Consider the following 24,831-nt stretch of genomic DNA (forward strand, 5'->3'; position numbering starts at 1 on the left):
ACAATGAACACTTCATCTCGATAAAGCGTCTAGAGGAGGACGAGTATGAAAATGAGAAACAAAATCGCTGCGGCAGCGTTGGCTGCGGTCATGGCGATGTCTGTCACGGCCTGCGGGAATGCGGGTGGCGCTTCGTCTGCTGTTGCGGAAGGTTCTGCCGCAAGCGGCAAACAAATGATTACCATCGGCGTGTCACAGCTGGTGACCCATCCTTCTCTGGATGCTTCGCTGAAGGGGTTTCAGCAGGCACTGGCGGATGCGGGCTATGTGGAAGGCCAGAACGTAACCTATGACATACAAAATGCACAGGGCGAACAGGCCAACTGCGTCACAATTGCCAATACCTTCGCGAATAAAAAGCCCGACCTGATTCTGGCGATCGGCACCCCGGCGGCGCAGGCGGTGGCCAAGGTCATCACCGATACCCCGATTCTGGTAACGGCGGTTACCGATCCGGCGGACGCAAAGCTGGTGGCCAGCAATGAAAAGCCCGGCGGAAATGTTTCCGGCACCAGCGACAAAACGCCAGTGAAAGAGCAGATTCAAATGCTCAAAACCCTCGTTCCCAATATGACGACCGTAGGGTTTTTGTACAGCTCCAGCGAAACGAACAGCAAGCTTCAGATTGAGTGGGCCAAGGCGGCCTGCGCGGAGCTTGGTCTGAAATATCAGGAATTCACCGCTTCCAGCTCCAACGAGGTGCAGCAGGTGACACAGTCGATGGTGGGCAAGGTGCAGGGCGTTTATATTCCTACCGATAACCTGATGGCCTCGAGCATGAAGAACGTAACCTCGGTCACCACCGCGAATAAGCTCCCCGTAGTACCCGGCGCGATTGGCATGGTAACTGACGGCGGCACCTGCACGGTGGGCATCAACTACGAAAAGCTGGGCTACCAGAGCGGCCAAATGGCGATTAAGGTGCTGAAGGGCGAGGCAAAGGTCAGCGATATGCCCATTGAATACCAGGATACGCTGGATGTTTACTACAACAGCGAAATGGCTGCCAAGCTGGGTTTGGTGCTGCCGGAATCCATTACTAAAAACGGGCAGGACGCGGTGTCTCCCGCGGCGTCTTCTCAGAAATAAGGGTTGCAATCCTTATTCATTTCGTTTACAATAATAAATTGAGTGCGCTCGTGTTTTGGCTGATGCAAAACGCGGGGATCAGGCGGTGGGGCGGCCCACCGCCTGAAACTGTTATCAATACACTGGAATAGAGGAACGATATGGATCTAATGAATTTACTGGGTGCCGTTCACGGCGCAGTGGCCCAGGGCGTTTTATGGGGAATTATGACGCTGGGTGTTTACTTTACCTTCCGGATTCTGGATTTTCCGGATATGACGGTGGATGGTTCGTTTGCTACCGGCGGCGCAATTTCTGCTATTTTGACTGAGAGTGGGATGAACCCCTTTCTCACGCTGCTCTTTGCGCTGGCGGGTGGTATGCTCTGCGGATTTATCACCGGATTTTTAAACACAAAGATGAAAATCCCGGGAATCCTGGCGGGAATTTTGACGATGACAGCGTTGTATTCCATCAATTTGCGCTTAATGCACAGCAGGGCCAATGTTCCGCTGCTGGGCGTAGATACGGTGGACGTACAGGTGGGCAACTGGTTTCCCATGCTCTCCCGCTATAACGCGCAGTTGATGCTGGGCGGCGTGATTGCGGTGACGATGGTTTTCTTCCTGTACTGGTTCTTTGGAACCGAGCTGGGCAGCGCGATCCGGGCAACCGGCAACAACCCCCACATGGTGCGTTCGCTCGGTGTGAATACCGATACCATGGTGATTCTGGCCTTGGTGCTTTCAAACGGTCTTGTTGGCCTTTCCGGTGCTTTGGTGGCGCAGGTGCAGGGCTTCGGCGATGTAAGCATGGGCATCGGAACCATCGTTATCGGTTTGGCGTCTGTTATTATCGGCGAAGTGCTTCTGGGGCGCATTATGGGCTTTTTGCCGCGCCTGATCGCCATGATCGCCGGCTCGGTGGTGTACCGCATTATTATTGCCGTGGTGTTGTTCTACGGCCTGAAATCGCAGGATATGAAGCTGCTGTCCTCCATTGTGGTGGCGCTGGCGCTGTTCACGCCCACCATGAGCAGAATGTCTCAGGATTATATGGCTCGCCGTGCGGCGAACAGCCCGAATAGGATGGTGCCCGACAAGGCTCTTGAGGATGCGATCGACGATTCGGACAAAGACCCCGATGAGCCGAATCAGAAGGGTTAAGGAGGATTGGCGATGCTGAAATTAACAAATGTGTGCCGCACCTTTAACAAAGGTACGGTCAATGAGAAAAGAGCGCTGGTCGACCTGAATCTTCACCTGAAGCCGGGCGATTTTGCTACGGTGATCGGCGGAAACGGCGCGGGCAAAAGCACCCTGCTGAATCTGGTGGCCGGTGTGTTCCCGTGCGACGGCGGTAACATTTTGCTGGATGGGCAGGACATTACGTTCCTGCCCGAATATAAGCGTGCAAAGCTGCTGGGCCGTGTGTTTCAGGACCCGATGCGCGGCACGGCGGGCAGCATGTGGATTGAAGAAAACCTTGCGCTGGCGAATCGCCGCGGCCAAAGCCGCACGCTGCGCTGGGGCATTACCAAAGAAGAGAGAGCCGCTTACCGCGAGCAGCTTAAGGTGCTGGAGCTGGGTCTGGAAGACCGGCTGGACAGCAAGGTGGGCTTGCTGTCTGGTGGGCAGCGTCAGGCGCTGACGCTCCTGATGGCGACCTTGCAGAAGCCGAAGCTGCTGCTGCTCGATGAGCACACGGCGGCGCTTGACCCCAAAACGGCCGCGACCGTGCTGCGCCTGACGGACGAATTCATTCAGCGCGATAAGCTGACAGCGCTGATGGTCACACACAACATGAAGGATGCTTTGGCCTACGGGAACCGCATCATCATGATGAACGAGGGCCGGATTCTCTTCGATATTGAGGGTGAGGAAAAGAAAAGCCTCACGGTGGAGGAACTGCTCAAGCGCTTCCAGTCTGCGCAGGGCGATGCTCTTGTGAACGACAGAATGTTGCTTTCCTGACCGAAATTTTTGCTTATAAAAAGGGCTTGCATAGCAAGCCCTTTTTTCTGTATGACGGAGAATATGAGGGGAGAGAGGAACAGTATGACAAAACTGCTGCTTGGTGCCATTTCTTTATTTTTCAATGAAAAACTTCCGTCACATGGCTGAAGCACATAAGAAAGTAGAATTGGGTAGAAAGAAGGCCCTTTCCGTTTTGAAAGCGGAAAGGGCTTCAATCATTTTGTAGTTTTGGCAAAATAAATTGTTATTAAAAGTGCGCCGGATTTTTAAAACCCGGCGCGTCTGCTCAAAATGTGACATTTTTGCACATATCTCTAATGCATCTTGCAATTAATTACAATAAATGGTATAATTTACCTTGTAAGGCGCAATAAAAGTGCAAAGCGGGGACAAGGTGCTGGAACACCTCATCCCCTGCTACGGAGAAAGGCCCTCCATAACAACAGCTTTCGCTGCGAATTGCAAGCACAATTATAACCCATTTTCTCCCTTTTGTACAGAGGGGAGGGAGAAAGCCCCGAATGGGAATTGTGAGTTGCACTTGAAATAGTAGCGCTGTGTTATGGAAGCACCCCTTATGAGGGATTCCGTGACCAGCGCTTTTTTGCTGCCTTACAGACAAAGGCAAAGCGGAGCCGGTTTTCTGGATATTTATAGGATAGACTAGGAATTCAGTAAGCAGATTCCCAACATGATATTGCAGTCCCTTTAAAACCGCGGGCCGCCCCCGGTACCGTGGCCCCGGCTCCGCCGCGCTATTGTCTGTAAGAAAGCCTTTCCCGCACACATCGCCCGCGTGCGGCCGCCGGCCATTTAGGCCGAAAGCGCTGTCCCTCATTTGAGGGATGGCGCTGTTTTTTTGCAGGTTCAGCCTGCCTGCTTGCGCAGGGTTTGCCCCTGCTGTCAGGGCGGGCGCCTATTTTCTTATTTACACTTTTTGTGAGAGAGCGAATTTTTCTCTGCGGGGATTTCCCGTGGGGATTCTGCTTGCGCAGGCTTGCCCCTCATGCCGGGGCGGGCACTTACTTTCGTCCTTTCACGAAAGTAAGTGCCCGCCCCGGCATGAGGGGCAAGGCTCTGCGCCAGCAGAATTTCCCCTGCGGGAACCGCGATAAAAAAACAGCCCCTCTCGCGAAAGCGAGAGAGGAAAAACAACCGGCGCGAAGCGCCGCCATTCTGCGAGTTGACGAGAAATCGGAAGCGAGGGCAAGCCGGTTCCGGCCCGAGTAACAAACTTTCAAACAGAGATACATAAAAAGCCGCTCCCGAAACGGAAGCGGCTTCACGGCAACAAAATTATTTCTTCTGCAATACTTCTACAATCTCACCCTGAAAAATATTGTGGTAATCCTTTTCGGGGTACCAACGTTCATCGAGGGTGGGGTCAATAAAACCGGCGGGGTCGAGCGTTTGGTGGTGCAGCTTGCGGCAGATCAGCACCAGCTTTGCTTCTTTAAAATAGGGCGCCTTTTCGTCGAAGGCCGGGGTCAGGCCAGCTTCCTTTGTTTTGTCTACGTCCCGGCCGGAGTGAGCGCCGCAGTAGGCCAGTGCCTTTTTGTAGGAGTCATCAAAGAAGTTTAGGGCATAATATTCCTGCTGATTCACAAATTCCAAGGTATACCGTTGGGGGCGAATATAGGCACTGGCAACATTTTTGCCCCAGAATACGCCCAAGGCTCCCCAACTGGCGGTCATCATGTTATATTTCTGCTCCGTTCCCGCGCAAATCAGCATCCATTCCTTGCCGATTAAGGTGAACGGGTTGATTGACAGGTCCTCCGGTTTCACTTTCTCCAACATTATTGCAACCTCCATTTTAATTCGATTTGCTTTTCCCGAGCGTTCAGAAAAGACGGTTATCATTTTTATGATACCCAGCATGTGGAAAAAATGCAAGCGGATTTTGCGGCAAACCCTTTTCTGTGCGGGTATTATTCAATCTACCATAAACAGGACAATCTTTTCGGGGAATCTTTGTTACGAATGGATAAATTGAATAATTATGCAAATTAGGGTTGATTTTTGAAAGTTTAAGCGTATAATTAAACACAAGACTTAAGTGTGGAAAAAAGATTAATGAAAAAGGAGTGCTTACTTATGGCGAAGCAAATCAAGAAAATTGTGCTGGCGTATTCCGGCGGCTTAGATACATCTGTCATCATCCCCTGGCTGAAGGAAAACTATGAGGACTGTGAGGTCATCGCGGTAGCGGCGGACGTAGGCCAAGGCGACGGCGAGCTGGCCGGCCTGGAAGAAAAGGCGAGAAAAACCGGTGCCGCGAAGCTGTATATCGCAGACCTGAAAAAGACCTTTGTGGAAGATTACATTTGGCCGACCCTGAAGGCAGGCGCTGTTTATGAGAGCAAATACCTGCTCGGCACTTCCTTTGCAAGACCCATCATTGCCAAAAGACTGGTAGAAATTGCTAAGGCCGAAGGCGCCGACGCCATTTGCCACGGCTGCACCGGCAAGGGCAACGATCAGGTTCGGTTCGAGCTGACCATCAAGGCGCTGGCTCCCGAAATGACGGTGATCGCTCCGTGGAGAGTCTGGAGCATCAAGTCCAGAGAAGAAGAGATTGAGTATGCGGAATCCCACAATATTCCGCTGAGCTTTACGAAGGAAACCAGCTATTCTAAGGATAAAAACCTGTGGCATCTTTCTCACGAGGGTTTGGATCTTGAAAACCCGGCGAACGAGCCGCACTACAATAAAGAGGGCTTTTTGGAGCTGGGCGTTTCGCCCGAGCAGGCTCCCGATGAGCCGACCTATATCACTGTTTCGTTTGAGAAGGGCGTGCCCACTCAGCTCAACGGCGAGGCGCTCGACGGCATTGCAATGATTCAAAAGCTGAACGAGCTGGGCGGCAAAAATGGCATTGGCATTGTCGATTTGGTGGAAAACCGTTTGGTCGGAATGAAATCCCGCGGTGTATACGAAACCCCCGGCGGCGCAATTCTGTACCATGCGCACAATAAGCTCGAAGAGCTTACGCTCGACAAGGAAACGTATCACTACAAGCAGGGGATCAGCCTGAAGTTTGCAGATATTGTATACAACGGTCAGTGGTTCACCCCGCTGCGTCAGGCGCTTTCCGCTTTTGTGGACAGCACCCAGCAGTATGTAACCGGCGATGTAAAGCTCAAGCTGTACAAGGGCAATATTATCGACGCCGGCGTGACCTCTCCCAACTCCCTGTATGACGAGGAAGTCGCCACATTCAGCGAGGATCAGGTTTACAATCAGGCAGATGCTACGGGCTTCATCAACCTGTTCGGCCTGCCGCTGAAGGTGATGGCGCAGAAGAGAAAATCATAATCCTGCCGGCTTCGGCGCGGGATTTGGCGGGAGGCGGACAATTTTTGTTCGCCCCCGTCTGCTTTTCAGAACAAAATGACGGAGGCAATCACAGTGAAGCTTTGGACAGGACGATTTCAAAAAGAAGCGGACTCAAAAACAAATGATTTTAACTCTTCTATCTCCTTTGACAGCAGGATGGCAAAAGAAGACATCGAGGGCAGCATCGCCCACGCCACCATGCTGGGCGCGTGCGGCGTCATTGAGCAGCATGAGGCCGATGTCATCTGCAACGGGCTGCAGGGCATCTGGCAGGATATTGAAAGCGGGAAGCTCTCCATTGACCCCAACGCGGAGGATATTCATACCTTTGTGGAGGGTGAGCTGACCGCCCGTGTGGGCGACGCGGGTAAGCGCCTGCATACCGCCCGCAGCAGAAATGATCAGGTGGCTCTTGACCTGCGCTGCTACCTGAAAAAGGAATGCGGAACTTTGCAGTCGCAGCTGCGGCAGCTCATTGAGGTTCTGTGCCGCCGGGCGATTCAGCACAGCGAGGATGTAATGCCGGGCTACACCCATATGCAGCGGGCACAGCCGATTACCTTCGGGCACCACCTGATGGCCTATGCGGAGATGTTCCTGCGCGACGTGGAGCGCATCGGCGACGCGTATCAGCGCATGGATGTGCTGCCGCTCGGCTCCGGCGCTCTGGCGGGAACCACCTACCCCTTAAACCGCGAGCTGACTGCCCGCCTGCTGGGATTTTCGGGTGTGAGCCAGAACAGCCTCGACGGAGTGGCCGACCGCGATTTCTGCGTGGAGCTGGCGGCGGCTGTGTCGCTGGCGATGGTTCACCTTTCCCGCTTCTCGGAGGAGATTATCCTCTGGTGCTCATGGGAATTCAAATTTGTGGAGCTGGACGACGCGTTTTCCACCGGCTCCAGCATTATGCCGCAGAAGAAAAACCCGGACATTGCCGAGCTGGTTCGCGGCAAATCGGGCCGCGTATTCGGCGATTTGATGACTCTGCTGACCATGCTCAAGGGTTTGCCCCTTGCGTATAACAAGGATATGCAGGAGGACAAGGAAGCCATTTTCGACGCGGTAGATACCTTAAAGCTGTGCCTGACCCCGTTCATCCCGATGATTGAAACGATGAAGGTGCTTCCGCAGAATATGCGGGCGGCGGCGGCTAAGGGCTTTATCAACGCGACAGACTGCGCGGATTACCTGGTGGGCAAGGGCCTGCCGTTCCGCGATGCCTATAAAATAACGGGCGCTTTGGTGGCCCAGTGCATCGCAGAGGGCGAAACGCTGGAAAGCCTGCCCCTTTCGGAATACCAAAAGGCATGCCCCGCATTTGACGACGGCGTGTATCAGGCCATTTCACTGGAAGTTTGCGTGGCAGGGCGTCGTGTAACGGGCGCTCCCTCGCCCGAAAATGTGCGGGCACAGGCAGAACGTGTGCTGGAGCTTTTGAAAGAGAAGAAATAAGTTTGTGGCGAAAGCCCTACAAAATAAAACCATTCTGCGGCACACGCCGCAGCGACCCATGAGGAGGAATGAAACATGATCAAAGCGGGAGTCATCGGCGCCACCGGCTATGCGGGAGCGGAACTCGTTCGTTTACTGCTGGCCCACCCCGAGGCGGAGCTTTCGGCAATCAGTTCGGTCAGCTTTACCGGGCAGGCACTCAGCGAGGTATACCCGGCGTATCTGAACCGATGTGACATGACCTGCACCGATCAGGAAGAGGTCATTGAAAAAAGCGACGTGGTGTTCGCCGCGCTCCCTCATGGGCTTTCCCAGGAGCTGGCGCAGCAGTGCCACGATAAGGGTCGCGCGTTTGTCGACCTGGGGGCGGATTTCCGGCTGGAGGACGAGGCGGAATACACCGAGTGGTACGGCGGCAGCTTTTTAAACAAGGAGCTGCACAGCGAGGCGGCCTATGGCCTGCCGGAGCTATTTCGTGATAATATTCGCGGCAAAAAACTGATCGCGAACCCCGGCTGCTACACTACGGCGGTGCCGCTGGCTCTGGCGCCAGCGGTGAAGAACGGCCTGGTGGAGCTTTCGGGCATCATCGCGGATTGTAAGTCCGGTGTGACGGGCGCAGGAAGAAAGCCCGCCCAAAACACGCATTACCCCGAGCTGAACGAAGGCTTTTCCGCCTACAAGGTGGCAAGTCACCGCCACACCCCCGAAATGGAGCAGACCCTTTCGCACGTGGCGGGGGAGCAAATCCGGCTCACCTTTGTGCCGCATCTGCTGCCGGTCAACCGCGGTATTCTGGCCACCTGTTACGCTACGCTCAAACCGGGCGTCACACAGGCGCAGCTTCGCGAGGCATATGAACAGGCCTACGCAAACGAACCATTCCTCCGCCTGCTGCCGAAGGGTATGAGCGCGGATGTAAAGAACGTGAGATACTCGAACTTTTGCGATGTATCGCTCTACACAGACCCGCGCTGCGGGCAGCTGATCGCGATTTCTGCCATCGACAATATGGTCAAGGGCGCGGCCGGCCAGGCGGTACAGAACATGAATCTGATTTTTGGCTTACAGGAAACCGCAGGGCTGATGATGATGCCCCCGGCATTTTAACACGGAGAGCAGGAAAGGGGAAATTCAACATGAATTTTGAATGGATCGAAGGCGGCGTAACGGCAGCCAAAGGGTTTTCAGCGGGCGGCATTTACTGCGGGATCCGCAAAAATAAAACCAAGAGCGACCTCGCGATGATTTACAGCGAAACCCCCTGCTCGGCAGCGGGAGCCTACACCCAAAACCTTGTCAAAGGGGCGCCGGTGGTCATCACAAAGCAAAACCTGCAAAACGGCGTGGCGCAGGCAGTCATCTGCAACAGCGGCAATGCTAACACCTGTAATGCAGACGGCGAGGAAAAGGCGTTGCGCATGTGCCAGATTACCGGCGAGGCGCTTGGAATTCCGGCGGAAAACGTGATTGTCGCCTCCACAGGCGTGATCGGGCAGACTCTGCCAATCGAACCGATTGAATCCGGTGTGCCGGAGCTGGTGAAGGCACTTTCTGCCACAGGCTCCGACGCGGCGGCCGAGGCGATTATGACGACCGACCTCGAGAAAAAGCAGGTAGCTTTGAAAATAACCGGCGCAGGTCTTAACTTTGTGATCGGCGGCATCGCCAAAGGCTCGGGTATGATTCACCCCAACATGGCGACGATGCTCGGTTTTTTGACGACCGACGCGCAGATTGCGCCGGAGGTGCTTTCCAAAGCGCTGAGCCTTGCGGTGAACGATACGTTCAACATGGTGAGTGTGGATGGCGATACCTCCACAAACGACATGGTGTCGATTCTGGCTTCCGGTAAGGCGGAAAATGCGAAGATTGAAGCGGACGGCGAAAGCTTTGCGCTGTTTACAGAGGGTCTGAAACAAATCTGCACCGCGCTGGCCCGCAAAATTGCGAAGGACGGCGAGGGAGCGACAAAGCTTCTGGTGTGCCATGTTGAGGGCGGCAAGGATGAAGCGACCGCAAAGGTGATCGCGAAGAGCGTCATCTGCTCCAGCCTTGTAAAAGCGGCGATGTTTGGTTCAGACGCCAACTGGGGGCGTGTGCTGTGCGCGATTGGCTATGCCGGTGCGCAAACAGATATTATGAAGGTCGATCTCGATTTTGCGTCTGCGGCGGGAAGCATCGCGGTCTGCCGCAACGGTGCAGGCATCCCGTTTGATGAGGATGTGGCGAAGAAGATTCTCGTTGAGGACGAAATTAACATCAATGTGCTGCTGCACGACGGCAACGCTACGGCCACGGCGTACGGCTGCGATTTAACCTACGACTACGTCAAGATCAACGGAGATTACCGCTCCTGATTGGCGGGCGGAATGAGGATGGAACAAATGAAAATTTCGAACAGTGACAGAGCGCAAGTATTGGTTCGGGCGCTGCCTTATATTCAAACGCACAAGGGCAAAACCGTGGTGGTCAAATACGGCGGAAACGCGATGATTAACGAAGACCTGAAAGCGGCCGTGATGAGCGACATCGTGCTGATGCAGCTCGTGGGCATCCATGTGGTGCTGGTACACGGCGGTGGCCCCGAAATTAGCTCCATGCTGAAAAAAATCGGAAAAGAAAGCCGCTTCGTCAACGGGATGCGCTACACCGACGAAGAGACGGTGGATATTGTGCAGATGGTGCTGGCCGGTAAGGTGAACAAAGACCTGGTGCAGCTGCTCGAGCGCAACAACGGCCGCGCGGTTGGCCTGTGCGGGCTTGACGGCGGCATGATTCAGGTGCAGAAGCTGCAGGCCGAAGAAGATTTGGGTCTGGTGGGAGATATTACCAACGTAAATACCTCCGTGATTACCGACGTGACACAGGCAGGCTATGTTCCGGTTATCGCGACAATTGGCGCGGATGAAAACGGAACGGTATACAATATTAACGCCGACGTGGCGGCGTCGCGCATTGCGGCGGCGCTGGGCGCAGAAAAGCTGATCCTGATGACTGACATTCGCGGCCTTTTGCGAGATAAGAACGACGAAGATACCCTCATTCCGCAGGTGAACGTCAGCGACGTGCCGCGCCTGAAAAAGGACGGCATCATCAGCGGCGGAATGATCCCGAAGATCGACTGCTGCGTAGAGGCGGTGCGGCGCGGAGTCCCCAAGGCGCATATTATCGACGGGCGCACCCCCCATTCCATTTTAATCGAGCTGTTCTCCGACGAGGGGATCGGCACCATGTTTTATTAAAGACAGGAGGGAAACGAAATGCTGTTTCAAGAGGTTCAGAACCAGGAAAAGGAATACCTGATGTCTACCTACAACCGCTTTCCAGTAGCATTGGCCAGCGGCTCCGGCGCAAAGGCTGTGGACACCGAGGGCAAGGAGTACATCGATTTCGGCAGCGGCATCGGCGTGAATTCGCTTGGCTACTGCGACCCGCTGTGGGTGAAGGCGGTGTCTGAGCAGGCCGCGACACTGCAGCATATCTCGAATCTGTATTACAGCCCTGTCAGCGTCAAACTGGGTGAAAAGCTGTGCAAGGCCAGCGGATTTTCCAAGGTTTTCTTTGCAAACTCCGGTGCGGAAGCAAACGAAGGTGCGATTAAGCTTGCAAGAAAATACAGCAGCGACAAATACGGCGAGGGGCGTGGCACGGTGATCACGCTGATCCAGTCGTTCCACGGCCGCACGATCACCATGCTGACCGCGACCGGCCAGGAGAAGCACCACCAGTATTTCACTCCCTTTACCCCGGGCTTTGTGTATGCGAAAGCCAATGATCTGGAAAGTGTCAAGGCATTGGCCGACAAAACCGTATGCGCCGTGATGCTGGAGATGATTCAGGGCGAGGGTGGCGTTCTGCCACTCGACAAGGAATTTGTGCAGGGAGTAGCCGCGTTCTGTAAAGAGAACGACATCCTTCTGCTGGTGGATGAGGTGCAGACGGGCGTTGCCCGCACAGGCAGCTTCTTCAGCTTTGAGCAGTATGACATAGCGCCCGACGTGGTTTCGTGTGCGAAGGGTCTTGGCGGCGGATTGCCCATCGGCGCGGTGCTTTGCACCGAGGAGCTGAAGGATGTACTTGGCCCCGGTCACCACGGCACCACCTTTGGCGGCAACCCGGTGTGCGCGGCGGGCGGTTTGGCCGTACTCGAGCGCGTGACTGCCCCCGGTTTCTTGGAGGAGGTTCAGAAAAAGGGTACTTACCTTCGGGAAAAACTACTGGCTATGCCCCAGATTGCCGGAGTGCGCGGCATGGGCATGATGCTCGGCGCGTCGCTGAAAACAGGCGAGGCCGGTGTGATTGCAAAGGCCTGTGTGAAGAACGGCCTGTTGATTTTAACTGCGCACGATGTACTGCGGCTGCTGCCTCCGCTCACGATTTCTTACGAAGAGATCGACAAGGGCATGCAAATCCTGCAAAAGACGCTCGAGGAGGAGCTTTTATGAAACATTTGCTGAAAATGCTTGATCTGACCGCGGAGGAGATTACAGATATTCTCAACACGGCGGATCAACTGAAATATGAGAAGAAGCACAACATTCCGCACCCGCGCCTTGCGGGAAAAACGCTGGGCATGATTTTTCAGAAGGCTTCCACCCGTACCCGTGTGTCGTTTGAAACCGGCATGTACCAGCTCGGCGGGTACCCGCTGTTCCTTTCGTCCAACGATTTGCAGATTGGCCGCGGTGAGCCGGTGCAGGACACCGCCCGAGTGCTGTCGCGGTACCTTGACGGCATCATGATCCGCACCTTTGAGCAGTCTGAGGTAGAGGCTCTGGCGGAGTACGGCTCGATCCCGATTATCAATGGCCTGACGGATTTCGCTCATCCCTGCCAGGTGCTGGCGGATCTGATGACGATTCGCGAGGCGCGCGGTCAGCTCGACGGCCTGAAGATGTGCTTTATCGGTGACGGCAACAACATGCTCAATTCATTGGCCGTCGGCGGCCTGAAAATGGGGATGAAGGTTTCGGCCGCGTGCCCCAAGGGCTATGAGCCGGACGCACAGGTGCTGGAATTCGCGAAGGGCAACCCGAACTTCTTCCTGACGGATAAGCCTGAAGAGGCCATTGCGGGAGCGGACGTGGTGATTACCGACGTTTGGTCCTCTATGGGCATGGAAGCAGAAAAAGAGAAGCGCCAGCGTGATTTTGCCGGCTACCAGATCAACTCGGAAAACCTGAAGCTGGCCGCACCGGAGGCGATGGTGCTGCACTGCCTGCCAGCGCACCGCGGCGAAGAGATCACCGAAGAGGTGTTCGAAGCGCACGCCGATGAAATTTTTGAAGAAGCCGAGAACCGTTTGCACGCGCAAAAGGCGGTTCTGGTAAAGCTTTTGGGTTGATTTCAGCCCGTTTGCCCGCTCCCCATGCCGGGGGCGGGCTTTCTTTTTTTCTAAATATGGGTTTGTTTTTTAGTGTGGTTCCCGCACGGGAAATTCTGCTGGCGCAGAGCCATGCCCCTCATTCCGGGGCGGGCATTTACTTTCTTTACGAAAAGAAAGCAAACAAAGATTCGCCCAAGGCTCCGCCTTCGGAATCCGTTTTGGGGAACGGTTCCGGTGAGAGCTGCCGATAGCCTCCGGGAAGGCGCTCTATGGTAAGTGTACACGCGCCTTGCTTTTTGGGAACAGGTAGTTTACCGGTTCTGTTCGGCGGCGCACCCTTACCGAGCGCTCTCGCTGGCTCGGAGAGAGCGGCGCTTCGCGCCGGTTCTTATTCCTCTCTTGCTTTCGCGAGAGAGGAATTATTTTTTATCGCAGTTCCCGCAGGGAAAATTCTGCTGGCGCAGGGCTTGCCCCTCGTGCCGGGGCGGGCACTTACTTTCGCGGAAGGGCGAAAGTAAGCAAAGGCCTTCCAAGGGGAGAGTTTCGATTCTCTCCCCTTGGATCCCCTCTCAACGACCAAAGGCTCTGCCTTTGGAAACCGGGAGGAGCTCCCGCTCTTGAGGGAAATTCCGCACAGGAACAAGCCTGTGCGCGCAGCTTCTGCGTAAGAAAGCTTTGATGCCCGCAAAAACAAAAAAGAAGCTCTCCGCTAACAGAAAGCATTCTTCTCCGAGCCAACAAGCACGCGCCTTGCTTTGTGAGAACAGGCAGTTAACTAATTCCGTTCAGCGGCGAAGCCGCACCTACAAACTGCGAGCCAACGAGAGCGCTTTGAAAATGCCCGCCGACAGACGGAACAGTAAGACTTATTTTCAGAGGAAGCTCGGAGAGTGGGCATTTTCAATGGAGCGCCTTCCCGAGGGCTTTCGTTTACACAATGAGGGATTGTTCCCCAAACGGATTCCAAAGGCGGAGCCTTGGCGAATCTTTGCTTCCTTTCTTTTCGCAAGAAAGGAAGTGCCCGCCCCGGCATGAGGGGCAATCCTGCGCCAGCAGAATTTCCACGGGAATCCCCGCAGAAAAAACAAATTCTTTTACATTGCGCACGCGCGTTGTTTTTGGGAAAACAGGCAGTTAACTAATTATGTTCAGTGGGGAAGCCGCACCCAAAAACTCCGAGCCAACGAGAGCGCTTTGAAAATGCCCGCCGACAGATGAGACAGCAAGACTTATGTTCAGATGAAGCCCGGAGAGTGGGCATTTTCAATGGAGCGCCTTTCCGGTGGCTGTCGGTGATGCTTTCAGGAGCTGTTCCCCTAAACGGATTCCAAAGGCGGAGCCTTGGCGAATCTTTGCTTCCTTTCTTTTCGCAAGAAAGGAAGTGCCTGCCCCGGCATGAGGGGCAAGCCCTGCGCCAGCAGAATTCCACGGGGAACCCCCGGAAAAGATAAATTCTTTTATAAGAAAAAAGCAAAGCCCCGCCCGGGCATGAGGGGCAAACCCTGCGCCAGCAGAATCCCCACGGGGAATCCTCACAAAAAAACAAATTCTTTTACAAGAAAAAGAGCGTAAGGGGCTCTGCCCGGTTACGGGATTGTTTCTTTACAGAAAATAGGGCTGACTGCTATAATCTAGACAAAACGGGCGGGTGGAACCCGCGGAAGAATGGAACCCTTTTAGGAAAAGAAAGGAGCCGATCCCCGTGAGAACCAAAAGAAAATATTCGATGGCTGTTTCAGCCATTGCGTTGGCGGCGGCAGCCTCCCTGCTCTTTACCGCCTGCTCTGCCAGCAGCGCTGCTCCCAACACCACCGCGGCTCAAACTATGGATGCGGCGGGTTCGTCGGTTACGGCCATTGCGAAGTCGGAGGAAAATGCAGGCGTGGCCGGTAGCGGAGCCGATACCGCTGCCGCGCAGAAAGCACTTTCCAGCCAGAAAATTATCGAGCGGCTGAACTACCATATGGAAACGCTGGAATTTGACAAATCGATTCAAACGCTGCAAACGCTCACAGAGCAGCTGGGCGGCTATATTCAGGAATCCGGTGTGGACGGCGACGGTGCGCTGCAGAAAAATGACAGCCGCACGGCCCATTATGTACTGCGGATTCCACAGGAGAAGCTAAAGGCGTGGAAAGAACAGTCCGGAACCATCGGCTCGGTGCTGAACGTTTCCAGCAGCAGCGAAAACATTACAGAAAGCTACTACGACACCGAAGCGCATTTAAGCGCGCTGCGCACCCAGCAAACACGCCTGTTGGAGCTGATGAAAAAAGCCGACAAAATGGCCGATATTGTGGAGCTGGAAAAGGCCTTGGCCGATGTTACCTACCAGATTGAACAGCTTACCGGCACCCTGCGCCAGTACGATTCTCTGGTGAATTACAGCACCATCACGGTGGATTTGTACGAGGTGAGCAAGGCGACGATTATCGACAAAACACCCGTAACGCTCGGCGAAAAAATCGCGTACCAGTTCCGGCAGTCGCTGCGCTGGCTGGGTGACGCGGGCGAGGGCGCACTCGTTGTAGTGATCGGCGGGCTGCCGATTCTGCTGCTGATCGCAGTGGCCGGCGGCATTGTCTGGCTAGTGACGCGTCGCAAGAAGCGCCGTGCGCAGCCGGCCGCCCCGCCAAAGGACGGGGAAGAGGACGGCAATCCTCCGAAGCTTCCGCCGCAGGAATAAAACAGAACGGGGCTTACTGTTCCATCCAAAACGGATGGAAACGGTAAGCCCTGTTTTCAATTCAATGCAGCACGGCGGCTACTGCGTCAGCACACCGTTGTCTGAGAACAGCAGGATCAGAATATCGCGCTCAAAGCCCTTGTTGGCGTCGATATACACCAGCACCTGTTCCTTTTTTTTATCCTTGCTTTCACATAAAAATTCATACGTCGTTACTTCGTTGAGACCGGCGGTCGGGATGATGGCGAGCCTCCCTTCTTTTACCGTGAGATATGGGCTGACATTTTTTTGTGCCTCGGCCATGGTCAGCGCCACCTTGGGAACCGCGCGGTTAGTGTGGTTCATGACATAGCCGGTGGCGTCCACCTCGACGATCTCACCGTTGTCCATGGCGACGGATACCTTGATCAAATCGGGATAATACACGGTACCCTTGATGGCGTACGCAAAGTTAATAGTGCATTTGCCGTCGTGCATGAAGTAGTAGCTTTCCTTCATATCAGTAAAACCGCGGGAATCCAGGAACTCCTTTGCCTTTTTCAGCGCCGCCTTGTAATCCAGGTTGTCAGTGCCGATGTCACGCGGGTCGATCAGCCGAACAGGCACACCGCCCGCCTTGGTGATCGATACCCGAATATCGCCGTATAAAAAATTATATGCCGGCAGACCGCCCTCGTTGTCTGTGGTGTGGGTCAGCTTAGACTGGTCCACATTTAGAAACTTGGCGGCCAGGAGCTGTGCGTTGCCCTGCGGCACCCCGGCCTTTCCCTCAATCAGCTTTGGTGCTTGCTGGCCAATATGATCGGAGAACGGGCCGTCATAAATCAGCTTGGGGTAATCCTCGAAATCCTTAGCCACAGATTCCAGCTTATCACTGAATACCGGCTGCGACGCCCGCAGGCCTTTGACGAGCGATTCCGTTTCACCAATCTGCAACTCACCGGCGGAAAGCTCATCCTGCACCTGCGAAAGCCCCTGCCTTAGCTTAGTTGCATAGCCGCCAAGGCTTTGAATTTGAGTATATTCGTCTGCGCTGATTTTCCCCCCGGCGCTGACCTTGGCGGAAAGGGAGGTGGAGAAATCCCCAACCTGCGCCAGAAATTTGCTCATGTTGTCAAATTCGTCGCCTTTTAGCGGCAGGGCGGAAAGAGCGGCTTTCGCGCTGCTGGAATCGCGCATCAGGCGCGCGGCCACGCCGTTTTGCTGTGTGGAGGTGTTGGCGTAAACCGCCTTGGTGAGCGTTGTTTCAAGGCTGGACACATAGTCGCCCAAATCGCTGAGCGAGCGTCGGTAGCTATATTCCAGATCGGTGCGGTAACGGTTCGCGGTCCACCAGCCGCCAATGGCGGTGACGGTCAGCAGCAGTACCAGCGCGGCGGCTACGCTGCCGATTTGTAGTTTCCTTCTGCGGGTCATTTGCGTTCCCTCCGTTTCGTCATATATTTTGAGCTGGGCGGCGCTAAATATGCAAACAAAGGAAAATACATTGCAACTAAATTGTAAACTTATTTTTTAAAACAAGGTTGACAATAGTTTCCGATTTGTTATACTAGATTTTGTTGACCGGTTGGCTGATGGGGTTTCTGCGGATCATGACTGCACCAAACCTAAAAAATAAAGGAGGATTTGATTTTTGAAAGAGAGCAAAATCCGCGAGATGACGATGTGTACGCTGTTTGCGGCATTGATTGTGGTAGGCACCTTTATCCGGATTCCGATTCCGGTGGTTCCCTTTACTCTGCAGTTTTTATTTACGATGCTGGCAGGTTTGCTGCTGGGCGGGCGTTTGGGTGCGACCAGCGTAGGCATTTATATTGCTATGGGGCTGGTTGGGCTGCCTGTTTTTACAGAGGGCGGCGGAATTGGGTATCTGCTGAAGCCCAGCTTTGGGTACATTATTGGCTTTGCAATTGCCTCCTATGTGACGGGGCAGCTCGCAGGGCGGGACGTATCTCTGGGGTATGGCAGGCTTCTGTTTGCCAATTTTGTCGGGCTTGCGATTGTTTATTCCTGCGGGATGGCCTATTACGCGTTCATCAGCGCCTTTTATCTGGGTACACCCATCGGGCTTTGGCCGTTGTTTTTATATTGCTTTCTTCTGGCTGTACCGGGAGATATTGCGCTGTGCTTGCTGGCAGCTGTGGTTGCCAAACGGGTTCGCCCTACGCTGCAAAGAGAGGTGAGCGTCGGGTGAACGAGAATGTGCTGGAAGAAAAGGAACGGCAGCAGCTTCGTGAAAAGTGCGGAACAAAAGGCTTGTTCGTGACCGCCACCGGAACGGATATGGGAAAAACCTATATCACCGCACTGCTGGTGCGAGCGCTGCGGCAGGCCGGGTATAACGCCGGGTATTACAAGGCGGCCCTCAGCGGAGCAGACTCCATTGGAGAAAGCGACGCCGGGTATGTGAACCGCATCGCGGAGATTGGCCAGAGGGAGGAGCTTCTGCTGTCTTATCTATACAAGAATGCGGTTTCCCCCCATTTGGCGGCACAGTGGGAAGAAAATCCCGTTCGGTTGGAAAAAATCCTCCTGGATTACCGGGCGGCCTGCTCCCGGTATGATTACGTGACGGTGGAAGGCAGCGGCGGAATTGTCTGCCCCATTCGCTGGGACGAAGAAAAGCATCTGCTGTTGGAGGATATTGTAAAAGCGCTGGGTCTGGGAACGGTAGTGGTTGCCGATTCCGGGCTTGGCACCATCAACGCTGCGGTGCTGACGGTGGAATATTTGCGGAACAGGCAGATTCCGGTGCGGGGAATCATTCTGAACCGGTATTCCGGCGGAAAGATGCAGGAGGATAATCTTTATATGATCGAGAAGCTTTCTGGTGTGCCGGTGATTGCACGGGTAAAGGAAGGGCAGCAAAATATGGACTGTTCTGCGGAGACGATCAAAGCGTTGTATGAATAAGGGGAAAAGAAAATGAATTTAGTGGAGAAGGATTTAAAGTATATTTGGCATCCCTGTTCTCAGATGAAGGACTACGAAACTCTGCCCCCGATTGTGATCGACCATGGGCAGGGCGTGTACCTGTATGGAGAGGACGGGAAGGAGTACATCGATATTGTCAGCTCCTGGTGGTGTAATCTGCTGGGTCACTGCAATCCCCGCATCAATGAGGAAATCAAGGCACAGCTGGACCGGCTGGAGCACGTGATCTTTGCTAATTTTACCCATGAGGGAGCAATCCGGCTGTGTGAGCAGCTTGTGAAGATTTTGCCTGCGGGGCTGACAAAATTCAATTTTTCAGATAACGGGTCGGCGGCAGTGGAGTGTTCCCTAAAAATGGCCTTTCAGTATCAGAACCAGACCGGCCACCCGGAAAAAACCCGGTTTATGTGTCTTTCGGAGGGCTACCACGGCGAAACTGTGGGCGCTCTTTCCGTAGGCACACTGGACCTTTACGCAAAGCTGTACCGCCCCATTCTGCTGGATACCATCCGCATTCAGGCGCCGGATTGCTTCCGGTGTCCCTATGGAAAATGCAGGGAGGACTGCGCCTGCGAGTGCTTTGAGCACGCCGAGAAGGCGTTCGAACAGCATGCCGCAGAAACCTGCGCCATTATTGTGGAGCCCCTGCTGCAGGGGAGCGCTGGCATGCGGATTTACCCGCCCCTGTACCTGAAAAAGCTGCGCGCTCTTTGCAACCGGTACGGCGTTCTTTTGATCGCCGATGAAATTGCCACCGGATTTGGCCGCACCGGGAAAATGTTTGCCTGCGACCACGCGGGGATTTCTCCCGACATTATGTGCATTTCAAAAGGGTTGACCGGTGGGTACCTGCCGATGGCCATCACCGTGACCACGGACGAAATTTACAACGCTTTTTATGCCGATTACAGCGAAGGCAAGGCGTTTATGCACAGCCATACTTACAGCGGTAACCCGTTGGGGTGCGCCGCCGCTTTGGCAGTCCAAAAGATATTTCGCACAGAACCGGTTCTGGAGGATGCGGCCAGACGGGCAAAATACCTGAATCAGACGCTGAACAGGGCGCTCAAAGAGCACCCGAATGTAGGCGAAATCCGCCATATCGGCCTGATTCACGCAGTGGAGCTGGTACGTGACAAAAAAACAAAAACAGATTTTGACCCAAAGCTGCGGGTGGGATATCAAATCTATCAAAAAGCCCTGAAGAGGGGACTGTTGCTGCGCCCGCTCGGGAATGTCCTCTATTTTAATCCGCCGCTGATTATCACCGAAGAGCAGATTGACTGCGCGGTGGAGCGCTGTGTAGCGGCCATGAACGACGTCTTATAGTGTTTTTCGTGCCGGGCCCGGCGGTAGATTTCTCCCAGTCTGCTGCCGGGCCGGTACCTTTTCGGCCGGGAGTCATTCCTCTGTTTTTTTCTGTGTTCGGATTCTCTCATTCGCTTGCCCGAAATGCTTTTCACAGCTCAGGTTTTATGGTATAATAACAAATCAGATTATATAACGAAAACGGAGCGGAGCGGTGAAATGGTAATATTGGGAATTGACCCGGGGTACGCGATCGTCGGGTACGGCGTGGTGAGCGCGCGCTCGGGCAAATACCGCCCGATGGAATATGGCGCGATCACTACACCGGCAGGCGAGGTGTTTGAAGAGCGCCTGGTGTCGATTTACGATTCCCTGTGCGCGGTTCTGGCGCATAACCGACCCGATGCGGTTTCCATCGAAAAGCTGTATTTTACGAACAACAAAACAACCGCAATCGGCGTTGCGGAGGCGCGCGGAGTCATTCTGCTGGCGGTGCGCAAGGCCGGAGTGCCGGTGTTTGAGTATACACCGCTTCAAGTAAAGCAGGCCGTTACGGGCTACGGGCAGGCAAAAAAGCCGCAGGTGATGGAAATGACCCGAAAGCTTTTGTGCCTGACAGAGCTGCCGAAGCCGGATGACACCGCGGACGCGCTGGCGATGGCCATCTGCCATGGGCAGGCGGCAGGCTCGCCCTTGCGCAGGGCCATTCTGTCGGGAGGAATCAGATAAATGTTTTACAGTGTATCGGGCATCTTAATTCATGCGGAACCCACGTTAGCCGTGATTGAATGCGGCGGTGTGGGCTTTAAGTGCTTTACCTCGATGAGTACACAGCGTTCCCTGCCGCAGATCGGCGAGAAGGTTCGCCTGTTCACGCACCTGAGCGTGCGTGAGGACGCACTCGATTTGTTTGGATTTTACACGATGACGGAGCTGAACTGCTTTAAGATGCTGACGTCTGTCAGCGGGGTGGGCGCAAAGGTGGGCATTTCGATTCTGTCGGAGCTGTCGCCGGAGCAGGTGGCGCTCGCGGTGGCTTCGGGGGACAGCAAGGCGCTGTCCCGTGCCAGCGGCGTTGGCCCCAAGCTCGCGCAGCGCATCGCGCTGGAGCTGAAGGATAAAGTAAAAAAGATGGGCGTGGCAACGGCTTCCGCCGGGGAATTGGCTGTGAACCCTGCCATCGGCAACGCGGCGGGCGCGGTCAGCGCGCTGGCAGTGCTGGGCTGGTCGCCCACCGAGGCTGCGCAGATTGTCGGCAGGTTCGACAGTGCCCTGCCGGTGGAGGAGCTGATTCGGCTGTCACTGAAATCGATGGGAGGACGATAAGGCATGGAATTTTCCTTTGAAAACGAACTCGATCTGGAAAACCGTGTCGTCGCCCCTGACTATAACCCTGAGGACGCCGAGGTGGAAAACCCCCTGCGTCCGCGCGTGCTTTCGGAATACATCGGCCAGCAGAAGGTCAAGGAAAATCTGGCGGTGTTCATGGAGGCGGCAAAGCAGAGAAAAGAAACGCTCGACCACGTTCTGCTGTACGGCCCGCCGGGCCTTGGCAAAACGACGCTCGCGGGGATCATCGCGAACGAGATGGGAGTGGGGGTGCGCATTACCTCCGGACCGGCGATTGAAAAGCCGGGTGATCTGGCGGCAATCCTGACGAACCTTTCCCCCGGCGATGTGCTGTTTATTGATGAGATTCACCGCCTGTCGCGCAGTGTGGAGGAGATTTTGTATCCTGCCATGGAGGATTTCGCGCTCGACATTATTACCGGCAAGGGGCAGATGGCGGCTTCGTATCACCTGCCGCTGCCGCCGTTTACGCTTGTGGGCGCGACAACGCGCGCCGGGCAGCTTTCGGCGCCCCTGCGCGACCGCTTCGGCGTTGTGCTGCGGCTTGAGCTGTATTCGCCGGAGGAGCTGGCGAAGATTGTCACCCGCAGCGCCGGGATTTTAGCGATCCCCATTGACCCGGACGGCGCTCTCGAGCTAGCCTCGCGCTCACGCGGCACGCCGCGTATCGCAAACCGCCTGCTGCGCCGTGTGCGCGATTTTGCGCAGGTGATCAGCGACGGAGTCATTACGGTGGAGGCCGCGCGGCGCGCGCTCAACCGGCTCGAGGTGGATGAAATCGGCCTGGACGCGAACGACCGCCGCATGCTGCGCACGATGATTGACTATTACCGTGGCGGCCCGGTCGGCCTTGATACGCTTGCCGCCGCCATCGGCGAGGAATCCGTTACGCTCGAGGATGTTTACGAGCCGTACCTCATTCAGATTGGCTTTTTGAGCCGTACCCCCCGCGGGCGCTGTGTAACGCGGGCGGCATACCTGCATTTGGGCCTTACTCCGCCGGAGGATTTGGGTGGAGCGCAGCAAAAGCTGTTTTAATTCTAAAAGATACGATTCCCCCCGCCGATGGCGAGGGAAAAGAACGCAGAATAAATAACGATCCAATGATCGATGGGAGACGCAAGATGGGAAGACTATTTGGAACCGACGGCGCCAGAGGCGTCGCGAACGCAGATTTAACGTGTGAGCTGGCAATGAATATCGGCCGCGCGGCAGCCATGGTGTTAGGCAAGGGCGGCAGACGCCACCCGAAAATCCTGATCGGAAAGGATACCCGCATTTCTTCCGACATGCTCGAGAGCGCATTGGCGGCGGGGCTTTGCAGCATTGGCGCGAATGTGGTTCACCTGGGCGTGGTGCCTACCCCCGCCGTGGCGTATCTGGTGAAGAAATACGGAGCCGACGCGGGCGTAATGATCTCCGCCTCGCACAACCCCTGCGAGTTCAACGGCATTAAGATTTTCAGCAGCACCGGCTATAAGCTGCCCGACGCGTTGGAGGAACAAATTGAGGCGATTGTGCTTGACCACGAGGAGCACCCCCAGTTCCCCACCGGAGGCGAGGTTGGTTCTATTTCTGCCGCGCCCCAGGCGCTGCGCGATTATATCGATCATGTGAAAAGCACGGTGCCGGAGGGTGCGCTCAAAGGCCTGCGCGTTGCGCTGGACTGCGCGAACGGCTCTGCCGCGACGACCGCGCAGACGCTGTTCACCGAGCTGGGGGCCGAGTGCCACATGCTCTCCGATGCGCCGAACGGGGTGAATATTAACGACAACTGCGGCTCTACCCATATGGAACCGTTGATGGAATATGTAAAAGCGAATCAAATGGATGCCGGACTGGCGTTTGACGGCGACGCCGACCGCTGCCTTGCGGTAGATGAGCAAGGCCAGCTGGTAGACGGCGATTTTCTCATGGCGATCTGCGCACTCGATCTTAAATCGCAGGGCCGTTTGGCGAAAAGCGCCGCCGTGGGCACAATCATGACAAATATGGGCTTTATCCGCTTCTGTGAGGAAAACGGAATAAAGTTTGCCGCCACCAAGGTGGGCGACCGCTATGTGCTGGAGGAAATGCTGCAGGAGGGCTATAACTTCGGTGGCGAGCAGAGCGGGCATATCATTTTTCTCGACCACGGCACAACGGGCGACGGACAAATGACCGGCGTGCAGCTGCTGACGATTCTCAACCGCCGCTCGGCGCATCTGTCGAGCTTGGCGACGCTGATGGCCCGTTACCCGCAGGTGATGGTCAACGTGACCGTCAGCCGCGAGGGCAAGCTGCGCTTCTATACCGACTCTGAGGTTGGCGAGGCGATAGAGCGTACCAAAGAACGCCTTGGTACCCGCGGCCGCGTTGTGGTTCGACCTTCCGGTACGGAACCGCTGCTGCGTGTGATGATCGAGGGTGAGGATCACAATGAAATTAGTGCGTTGGCACATGAGCTGGCCGATGTGGTGCGCGAGCGCCTGGCCTAACGGAGGAATCATTTGAGAGCTGCAAACTGGAAAGACTACGAATTGCTTGACGCTTCGGACGGGGAGCGGCTGGAGCGCTGGGGCGAGATTATTTTAATCCGACCCGACCCACAGATTATTTGGAAAACACCGCGCGAGCACCCGATGTGGAAGCGCGCCCACGCGCGCTACCTGCGCTCGAATACGGGCGGCGGGCGCTGGGAGGAATACCGCACGGTGCCGGGCATGTGGAAAATCAAATACCATGAGCTGACGTTTCAGCTTAAAACCATGGGCTTTAAGCACACCGGTATTTTTCCCGAACAGGCTGTGAACTGGGATTTTGTGATGGGTAAAATTCGCGGCGCGGGAAGGCCGATCAAGGTGCTGAACCTGTTCGGCTACACGGGCGCGGCTACGCTGGCGTGCGCTTCGGCGGGAGCCGAGGTTTGCCATGTGGACGCCTCCAAGGGAATGGTGGCGTGGGCCAAAGAGAACGCGGCGGCCTGTGGCTTTACGGACAAGCCCGTTCGCTGGCTGGTGGACGACTGCGTTAAATTTGTGCAGCGCGAGCAGCGCCGGGGCAACACCTACGACGGCATCATTATGGACCCGCCCTCCTATGGGCGCGGGCCGGGCGGCGAGGTGTGGAAGCTCGAGGAGCAGCTGTACCCGCTGGTGCAGCTCTGCGTGCCGCTGCTTTCGAAGAATCCCCTGTTTTTTGTCCTGAATTCCTACACCACGGGGCTTTCCCCCTCGGTGATGGCATATTTGCTGGCAACCCTTTTACAAAAGGAGTTCGGGGGCTCCGTTTCGGCGGATGAAATCGGACTGCCGGTCACCCAGAGCGGCCTGGTGCTGCCCTGCGGCAATACCGCGATCTGGGCGGGTTGAACCTGCCCCGGCTCGAGGGACAAGCTAAAAATTATTAAT

The 24,831-nt window shown here is 55.3% G+C and carries 22 protein-coding genes; 20 read left to right on the top strand and 2 right to left on the bottom strand.

Annotated elements, in window-relative coordinates:
• The first annotated feature begins 45 nt into the window (after positions 1 to 45).
• From QOS46_RS11750 to QOS46_RS11760, 3 genes are all read left to right on the top strand, one after another.
• On the top strand, positions 46 to 1,089 hold the full coding sequence (locus QOS46_RS11750) for an ABC transporter substrate-binding protein (RefSeq protein WP_283609974.1): 1,044 nt from the start codon (positions 46 to 48) through the stop codon (positions 1,087 to 1,089).
• A gap of 140 nt (positions 1,090 to 1,229) precedes the next feature.
• A complete protein-coding gene (locus QOS46_RS11755; protein ID WP_333782975.1) occupies positions 1,230 to 2,234 on the top strand; it encodes an ABC transporter permease in 1,005 nt (334 codons plus the stop codon).
• Positions 2,235 to 2,246: 12 nt separating this feature from the next.
• Positions 2,247 to 3,041, top strand: coding sequence for an ABC transporter ATP-binding protein (locus QOS46_RS11760; protein ID WP_283609975.1), 795 nt, complete (start codon positions 2,247 to 2,249; stop codon positions 3,039 to 3,041).
• Positions 3,042 to 4,340: 1,299 nt separating this feature from the next.
• Here the strand turns inward: QOS46_RS11760 and QOS46_RS11765 are convergent.
• A complete protein-coding gene (locus tag QOS46_RS11765; protein WP_283609976.1) occupies positions 4,341 to 4,844 on the bottom strand; it encodes a flavin reductase family protein in 504 nt (167 codons plus the stop codon).
• Between the two features lie 297 nt (positions 4,845 to 5,141).
• Here QOS46_RS11765 and QOS46_RS11770 point away from each other — a divergent pair, with 297 nt between their 5' ends.
• The 9 genes from QOS46_RS11770 (at position 5,142) to QOS46_RS11810 (ending at position 15,850) form a co-directional block, all read left to right on the top strand.
• Complete coding sequence (locus tag QOS46_RS11770) at positions 5,142 to 6,362, top strand: argininosuccinate synthase (protein ID WP_283609977.1); 1,221 nt, start codon at positions 5,142 to 5,144, stop codon at positions 6,360 to 6,362.
• 93 nt (positions 6,363 to 6,455) lie between these two features.
• Entirely contained in the window at positions 6,456 to 7,835 is a 1,380-nt protein-coding gene (argH, locus tag QOS46_RS11775) for an argininosuccinate lyase (RefSeq protein ID WP_283609978.1), read from the top strand.
• 75 nt (positions 7,836 to 7,910) lie between these two features.
• Positions 7,911 to 8,945 (top strand): N-acetyl-gamma-glutamyl-phosphate reductase, encoded by a 1,035-nt coding sequence (gene argC, locus QOS46_RS11780; protein WP_283609979.1) that lies wholly within the window; start codon positions 7,911 to 7,913, stop codon positions 8,943 to 8,945.
• A gap of 29 nt (positions 8,946 to 8,974) precedes the next feature.
• Positions 8,975 to 10,195: a bifunctional glutamate N-acetyltransferase/amino-acid acetyltransferase ArgJ gene (argJ, locus tag QOS46_RS11785; protein ID WP_283609981.1), complete on the top strand. Its 1,221-nt coding sequence runs from the start codon at positions 8,975 to 8,977 to the stop codon at positions 10,193 to 10,195.
• A 27-nt stretch (positions 10,196 to 10,222) separates the two neighbouring features.
• Positions 10,223 to 11,080 carry an acetylglutamate kinase gene (argB, locus tag QOS46_RS11790; protein WP_283610831.1) on the top strand — a complete coding sequence of 286 codons (858 nt, stop codon included), beginning with the start codon at positions 10,223 to 10,225 and terminating at the stop codon, positions 11,078 to 11,080.
• 18 nt (positions 11,081 to 11,098) lie between these two features.
• Entirely contained in the window at positions 11,099 to 12,283 is a 1,185-nt protein-coding gene (locus QOS46_RS11795; RefSeq protein WP_283609982.1) for an aspartate aminotransferase family protein, read from the top strand.
• Positions 12,280 to 13,182, top strand: coding sequence for an ornithine carbamoyltransferase (gene argF / locus QOS46_RS11800; protein ID WP_283609984.1), 903 nt, complete (start codon positions 12,280 to 12,282; stop codon positions 13,180 to 13,182). Before QOS46_RS11795 ends, argF begins: the two co-directional genes overlap by 4 nt.
• Before the next feature lie 251 nt (positions 13,183 to 13,433).
• Entirely contained in the window at positions 13,434 to 13,682 is a 249-nt protein-coding gene (locus QOS46_RS11805; protein WP_283609986.1) for a hypothetical protein, read from the top strand.
• 1,184 nt (positions 13,683 to 14,866) lie between these two features.
• The gene (locus QOS46_RS11810) at positions 14,867 to 15,850 is read left to right on the top strand and encodes a DUF4349 domain-containing protein (protein WP_283609988.1); all 984 of its coding nucleotides are present in this window, start codon (positions 14,867 to 14,869) and stop codon (positions 15,848 to 15,850) included.
• A gap of 78 nt (positions 15,851 to 15,928) precedes the next feature.
• Here QOS46_RS11810 and ypeB read toward each other — a convergent pair whose 3' ends face one another.
• Entirely contained in the window at positions 15,929 to 17,266 is a 1,338-nt protein-coding gene (ypeB, locus tag QOS46_RS11815) for a germination protein YpeB (RefSeq protein ID WP_283609990.1), read from the bottom strand.
• 241 nt (positions 17,267 to 17,507) lie between these two features.
• Here ypeB and QOS46_RS11820 point away from each other — a divergent pair, with 241 nt between their 5' ends.
• The 8 genes from QOS46_RS11820 (at position 17,508) to QOS46_RS11855 (ending at position 24,792) form a co-directional block, all read left to right on the top strand.
• On the top strand, positions 17,508 to 18,044 hold the full coding sequence (locus tag QOS46_RS11820) for a biotin transporter BioY (protein ID WP_283610834.1): 537 nt from the start codon (positions 17,508 to 17,510) through the stop codon (positions 18,042 to 18,044).
• Positions 18,041 to 18,763: a dethiobiotin synthase gene (gene bioD / locus QOS46_RS11825; RefSeq protein WP_283609992.1), complete on the top strand. Its 723-nt coding sequence runs from the start codon at positions 18,041 to 18,043 to the stop codon at positions 18,761 to 18,763. The genes QOS46_RS11820 and bioD overlap by 4 nt, the downstream gene beginning before the upstream one ends.
• A gap of 12 nt (positions 18,764 to 18,775) precedes the next feature.
• Positions 18,776 to 20,113 carry an adenosylmethionine--8-amino-7-oxononanoate transaminase gene (gene bioA, locus QOS46_RS11830; RefSeq protein ID WP_283609994.1) on the top strand — a complete coding sequence of 446 codons (1,338 nt, stop codon included), beginning with the start codon at positions 18,776 to 18,778 and terminating at the stop codon, positions 20,111 to 20,113.
• A gap of 198 nt (positions 20,114 to 20,311) precedes the next feature.
• Positions 20,312 to 20,821, top strand: a complete 510-nt coding sequence (gene ruvC / locus QOS46_RS11835) for a crossover junction endodeoxyribonuclease RuvC (protein ID WP_283609996.1) — start codon at positions 20,312 to 20,314, stop codon at positions 20,819 to 20,821.
• The gene (ruvA, locus tag QOS46_RS11840) at positions 20,822 to 21,418 is read left to right on the top strand and encodes a Holliday junction branch migration protein RuvA (protein WP_283609998.1); all 597 of its coding nucleotides are present in this window, start codon (positions 20,822 to 20,824) and stop codon (positions 21,416 to 21,418) included.
• A gap of 3 nt (positions 21,419 to 21,421) precedes the next feature.
• The gene (gene ruvB, locus QOS46_RS11845; protein WP_283610000.1) at positions 21,422 to 22,480 is read left to right on the top strand and encodes a Holliday junction branch migration DNA helicase RuvB; all 1,059 of its coding nucleotides are present in this window, start codon (positions 21,422 to 21,424) and stop codon (positions 22,478 to 22,480) included.
• Positions 22,481 to 22,566: 86 nt separating this feature from the next.
• Positions 22,567 to 23,919 (top strand): phosphoglucosamine mutase, encoded by a 1,353-nt coding sequence (gene glmM / locus QOS46_RS11850; RefSeq protein ID WP_283610002.1) that lies wholly within the window; start codon positions 22,567 to 22,569, stop codon positions 23,917 to 23,919.
• Between the two features lie 12 nt (positions 23,920 to 23,931).
• The gene (locus QOS46_RS11855; RefSeq protein ID WP_283610004.1) at positions 23,932 to 24,792 is read left to right on the top strand and encodes a class I SAM-dependent methyltransferase; all 861 of its coding nucleotides are present in this window, start codon (positions 23,932 to 23,934) and stop codon (positions 24,790 to 24,792) included.
• Positions 24,793 to 24,831 lie beyond the last annotated feature (39 nt).

It is taken from the genome of Faecalispora anaeroviscerum (assembly GCF_947568225.1).
Taxonomy (GTDB): domain Bacteria; phylum Bacillota; class Clostridia; order Oscillospirales; family Acutalibacteraceae; genus Faecalispora; species Faecalispora anaeroviscerum.

Excerpts from the sequence above, each read along its gene's own strand:
- QOS46_RS11750 (WP_283609974.1), top strand. The coding sequence starts at position 46 with ATGAAAATGAGAAACAAAATCGCTGCGGCAGCGTTGGCTGCGGTCATG.
- QOS46_RS11755 (WP_333782975.1), top strand. The coding sequence starts at position 1,230 with ATGGATCTAATGAATTTACTGGGTGCCGTTCACGGCGCAGTGGCCCAG.
- QOS46_RS11760 (WP_283609975.1), top strand. The coding sequence starts at position 2,247 with ATGCTGAAATTAACAAATGTGTGCCGCACCTTTAACAAAGGTACGGTC.
- QOS46_RS11765 (WP_283609976.1), bottom strand. The coding sequence starts at position 4,844 with ATGTTGGAGAAAGTGAAACCGGAGGACCTGTCAATCAACCCGTTCACC.
- QOS46_RS11770 (WP_283609977.1), top strand. The coding sequence starts at position 5,142 with ATGGCGAAGCAAATCAAGAAAATTGTGCTGGCGTATTCCGGCGGCTTA.
- argC (WP_283609979.1), top strand. The coding sequence starts at position 7,911 with ATGATCAAAGCGGGAGTCATCGGCGCCACCGGCTATGCGGGAGCGGAA.
- argJ (WP_283609981.1), top strand. The coding sequence starts at position 8,975 with ATGAATTTTGAATGGATCGAAGGCGGCGTAACGGCAGCCAAAGGGTTT.
- argB (WP_283610831.1), top strand. The coding sequence starts at position 10,223 with ATGAAAATTTCGAACAGTGACAGAGCGCAAGTATTGGTTCGGGCGCTG.
- QOS46_RS11795 (WP_283609982.1), top strand. The coding sequence starts at position 11,099 with ATGCTGTTTCAAGAGGTTCAGAACCAGGAAAAGGAATACCTGATGTCT.
- argF (WP_283609984.1), top strand. The coding sequence starts at position 12,280 with ATGAAACATTTGCTGAAAATGCTTGATCTGACCGCGGAGGAGATTACA.
- QOS46_RS11805 (WP_283609986.1), top strand. The coding sequence starts at position 13,434 with ATGGTAAGTGTACACGCGCCTTGCTTTTTGGGAACAGGTAGTTTACCG.
- ypeB (WP_283609990.1), bottom strand. The coding sequence starts at position 17,266 with ATGACCCGCAGAAGGAAACTACAAATCGGCAGCGTAGCCGCCGCGCTG.
- QOS46_RS11820 (WP_283610834.1), top strand. The coding sequence starts at position 17,508 with ATGACGATGTGTACGCTGTTTGCGGCATTGATTGTGGTAGGCACCTTT.
- bioA (WP_283609994.1), top strand. The coding sequence starts at position 18,776 with ATGAATTTAGTGGAGAAGGATTTAAAGTATATTTGGCATCCCTGTTCT.
- ruvC (WP_283609996.1), top strand. The coding sequence starts at position 20,312 with ATGGTAATATTGGGAATTGACCCGGGGTACGCGATCGTCGGGTACGGC.
- ruvA (WP_283609998.1), top strand. The coding sequence starts at position 20,822 with ATGTTTTACAGTGTATCGGGCATCTTAATTCATGCGGAACCCACGTTA.
- ruvB (WP_283610000.1), top strand. The coding sequence starts at position 21,422 with ATGGAATTTTCCTTTGAAAACGAACTCGATCTGGAAAACCGTGTCGTC.
- glmM (WP_283610002.1), top strand. The coding sequence starts at position 22,567 with ATGGGAAGACTATTTGGAACCGACGGCGCCAGAGGCGTCGCGAACGCA.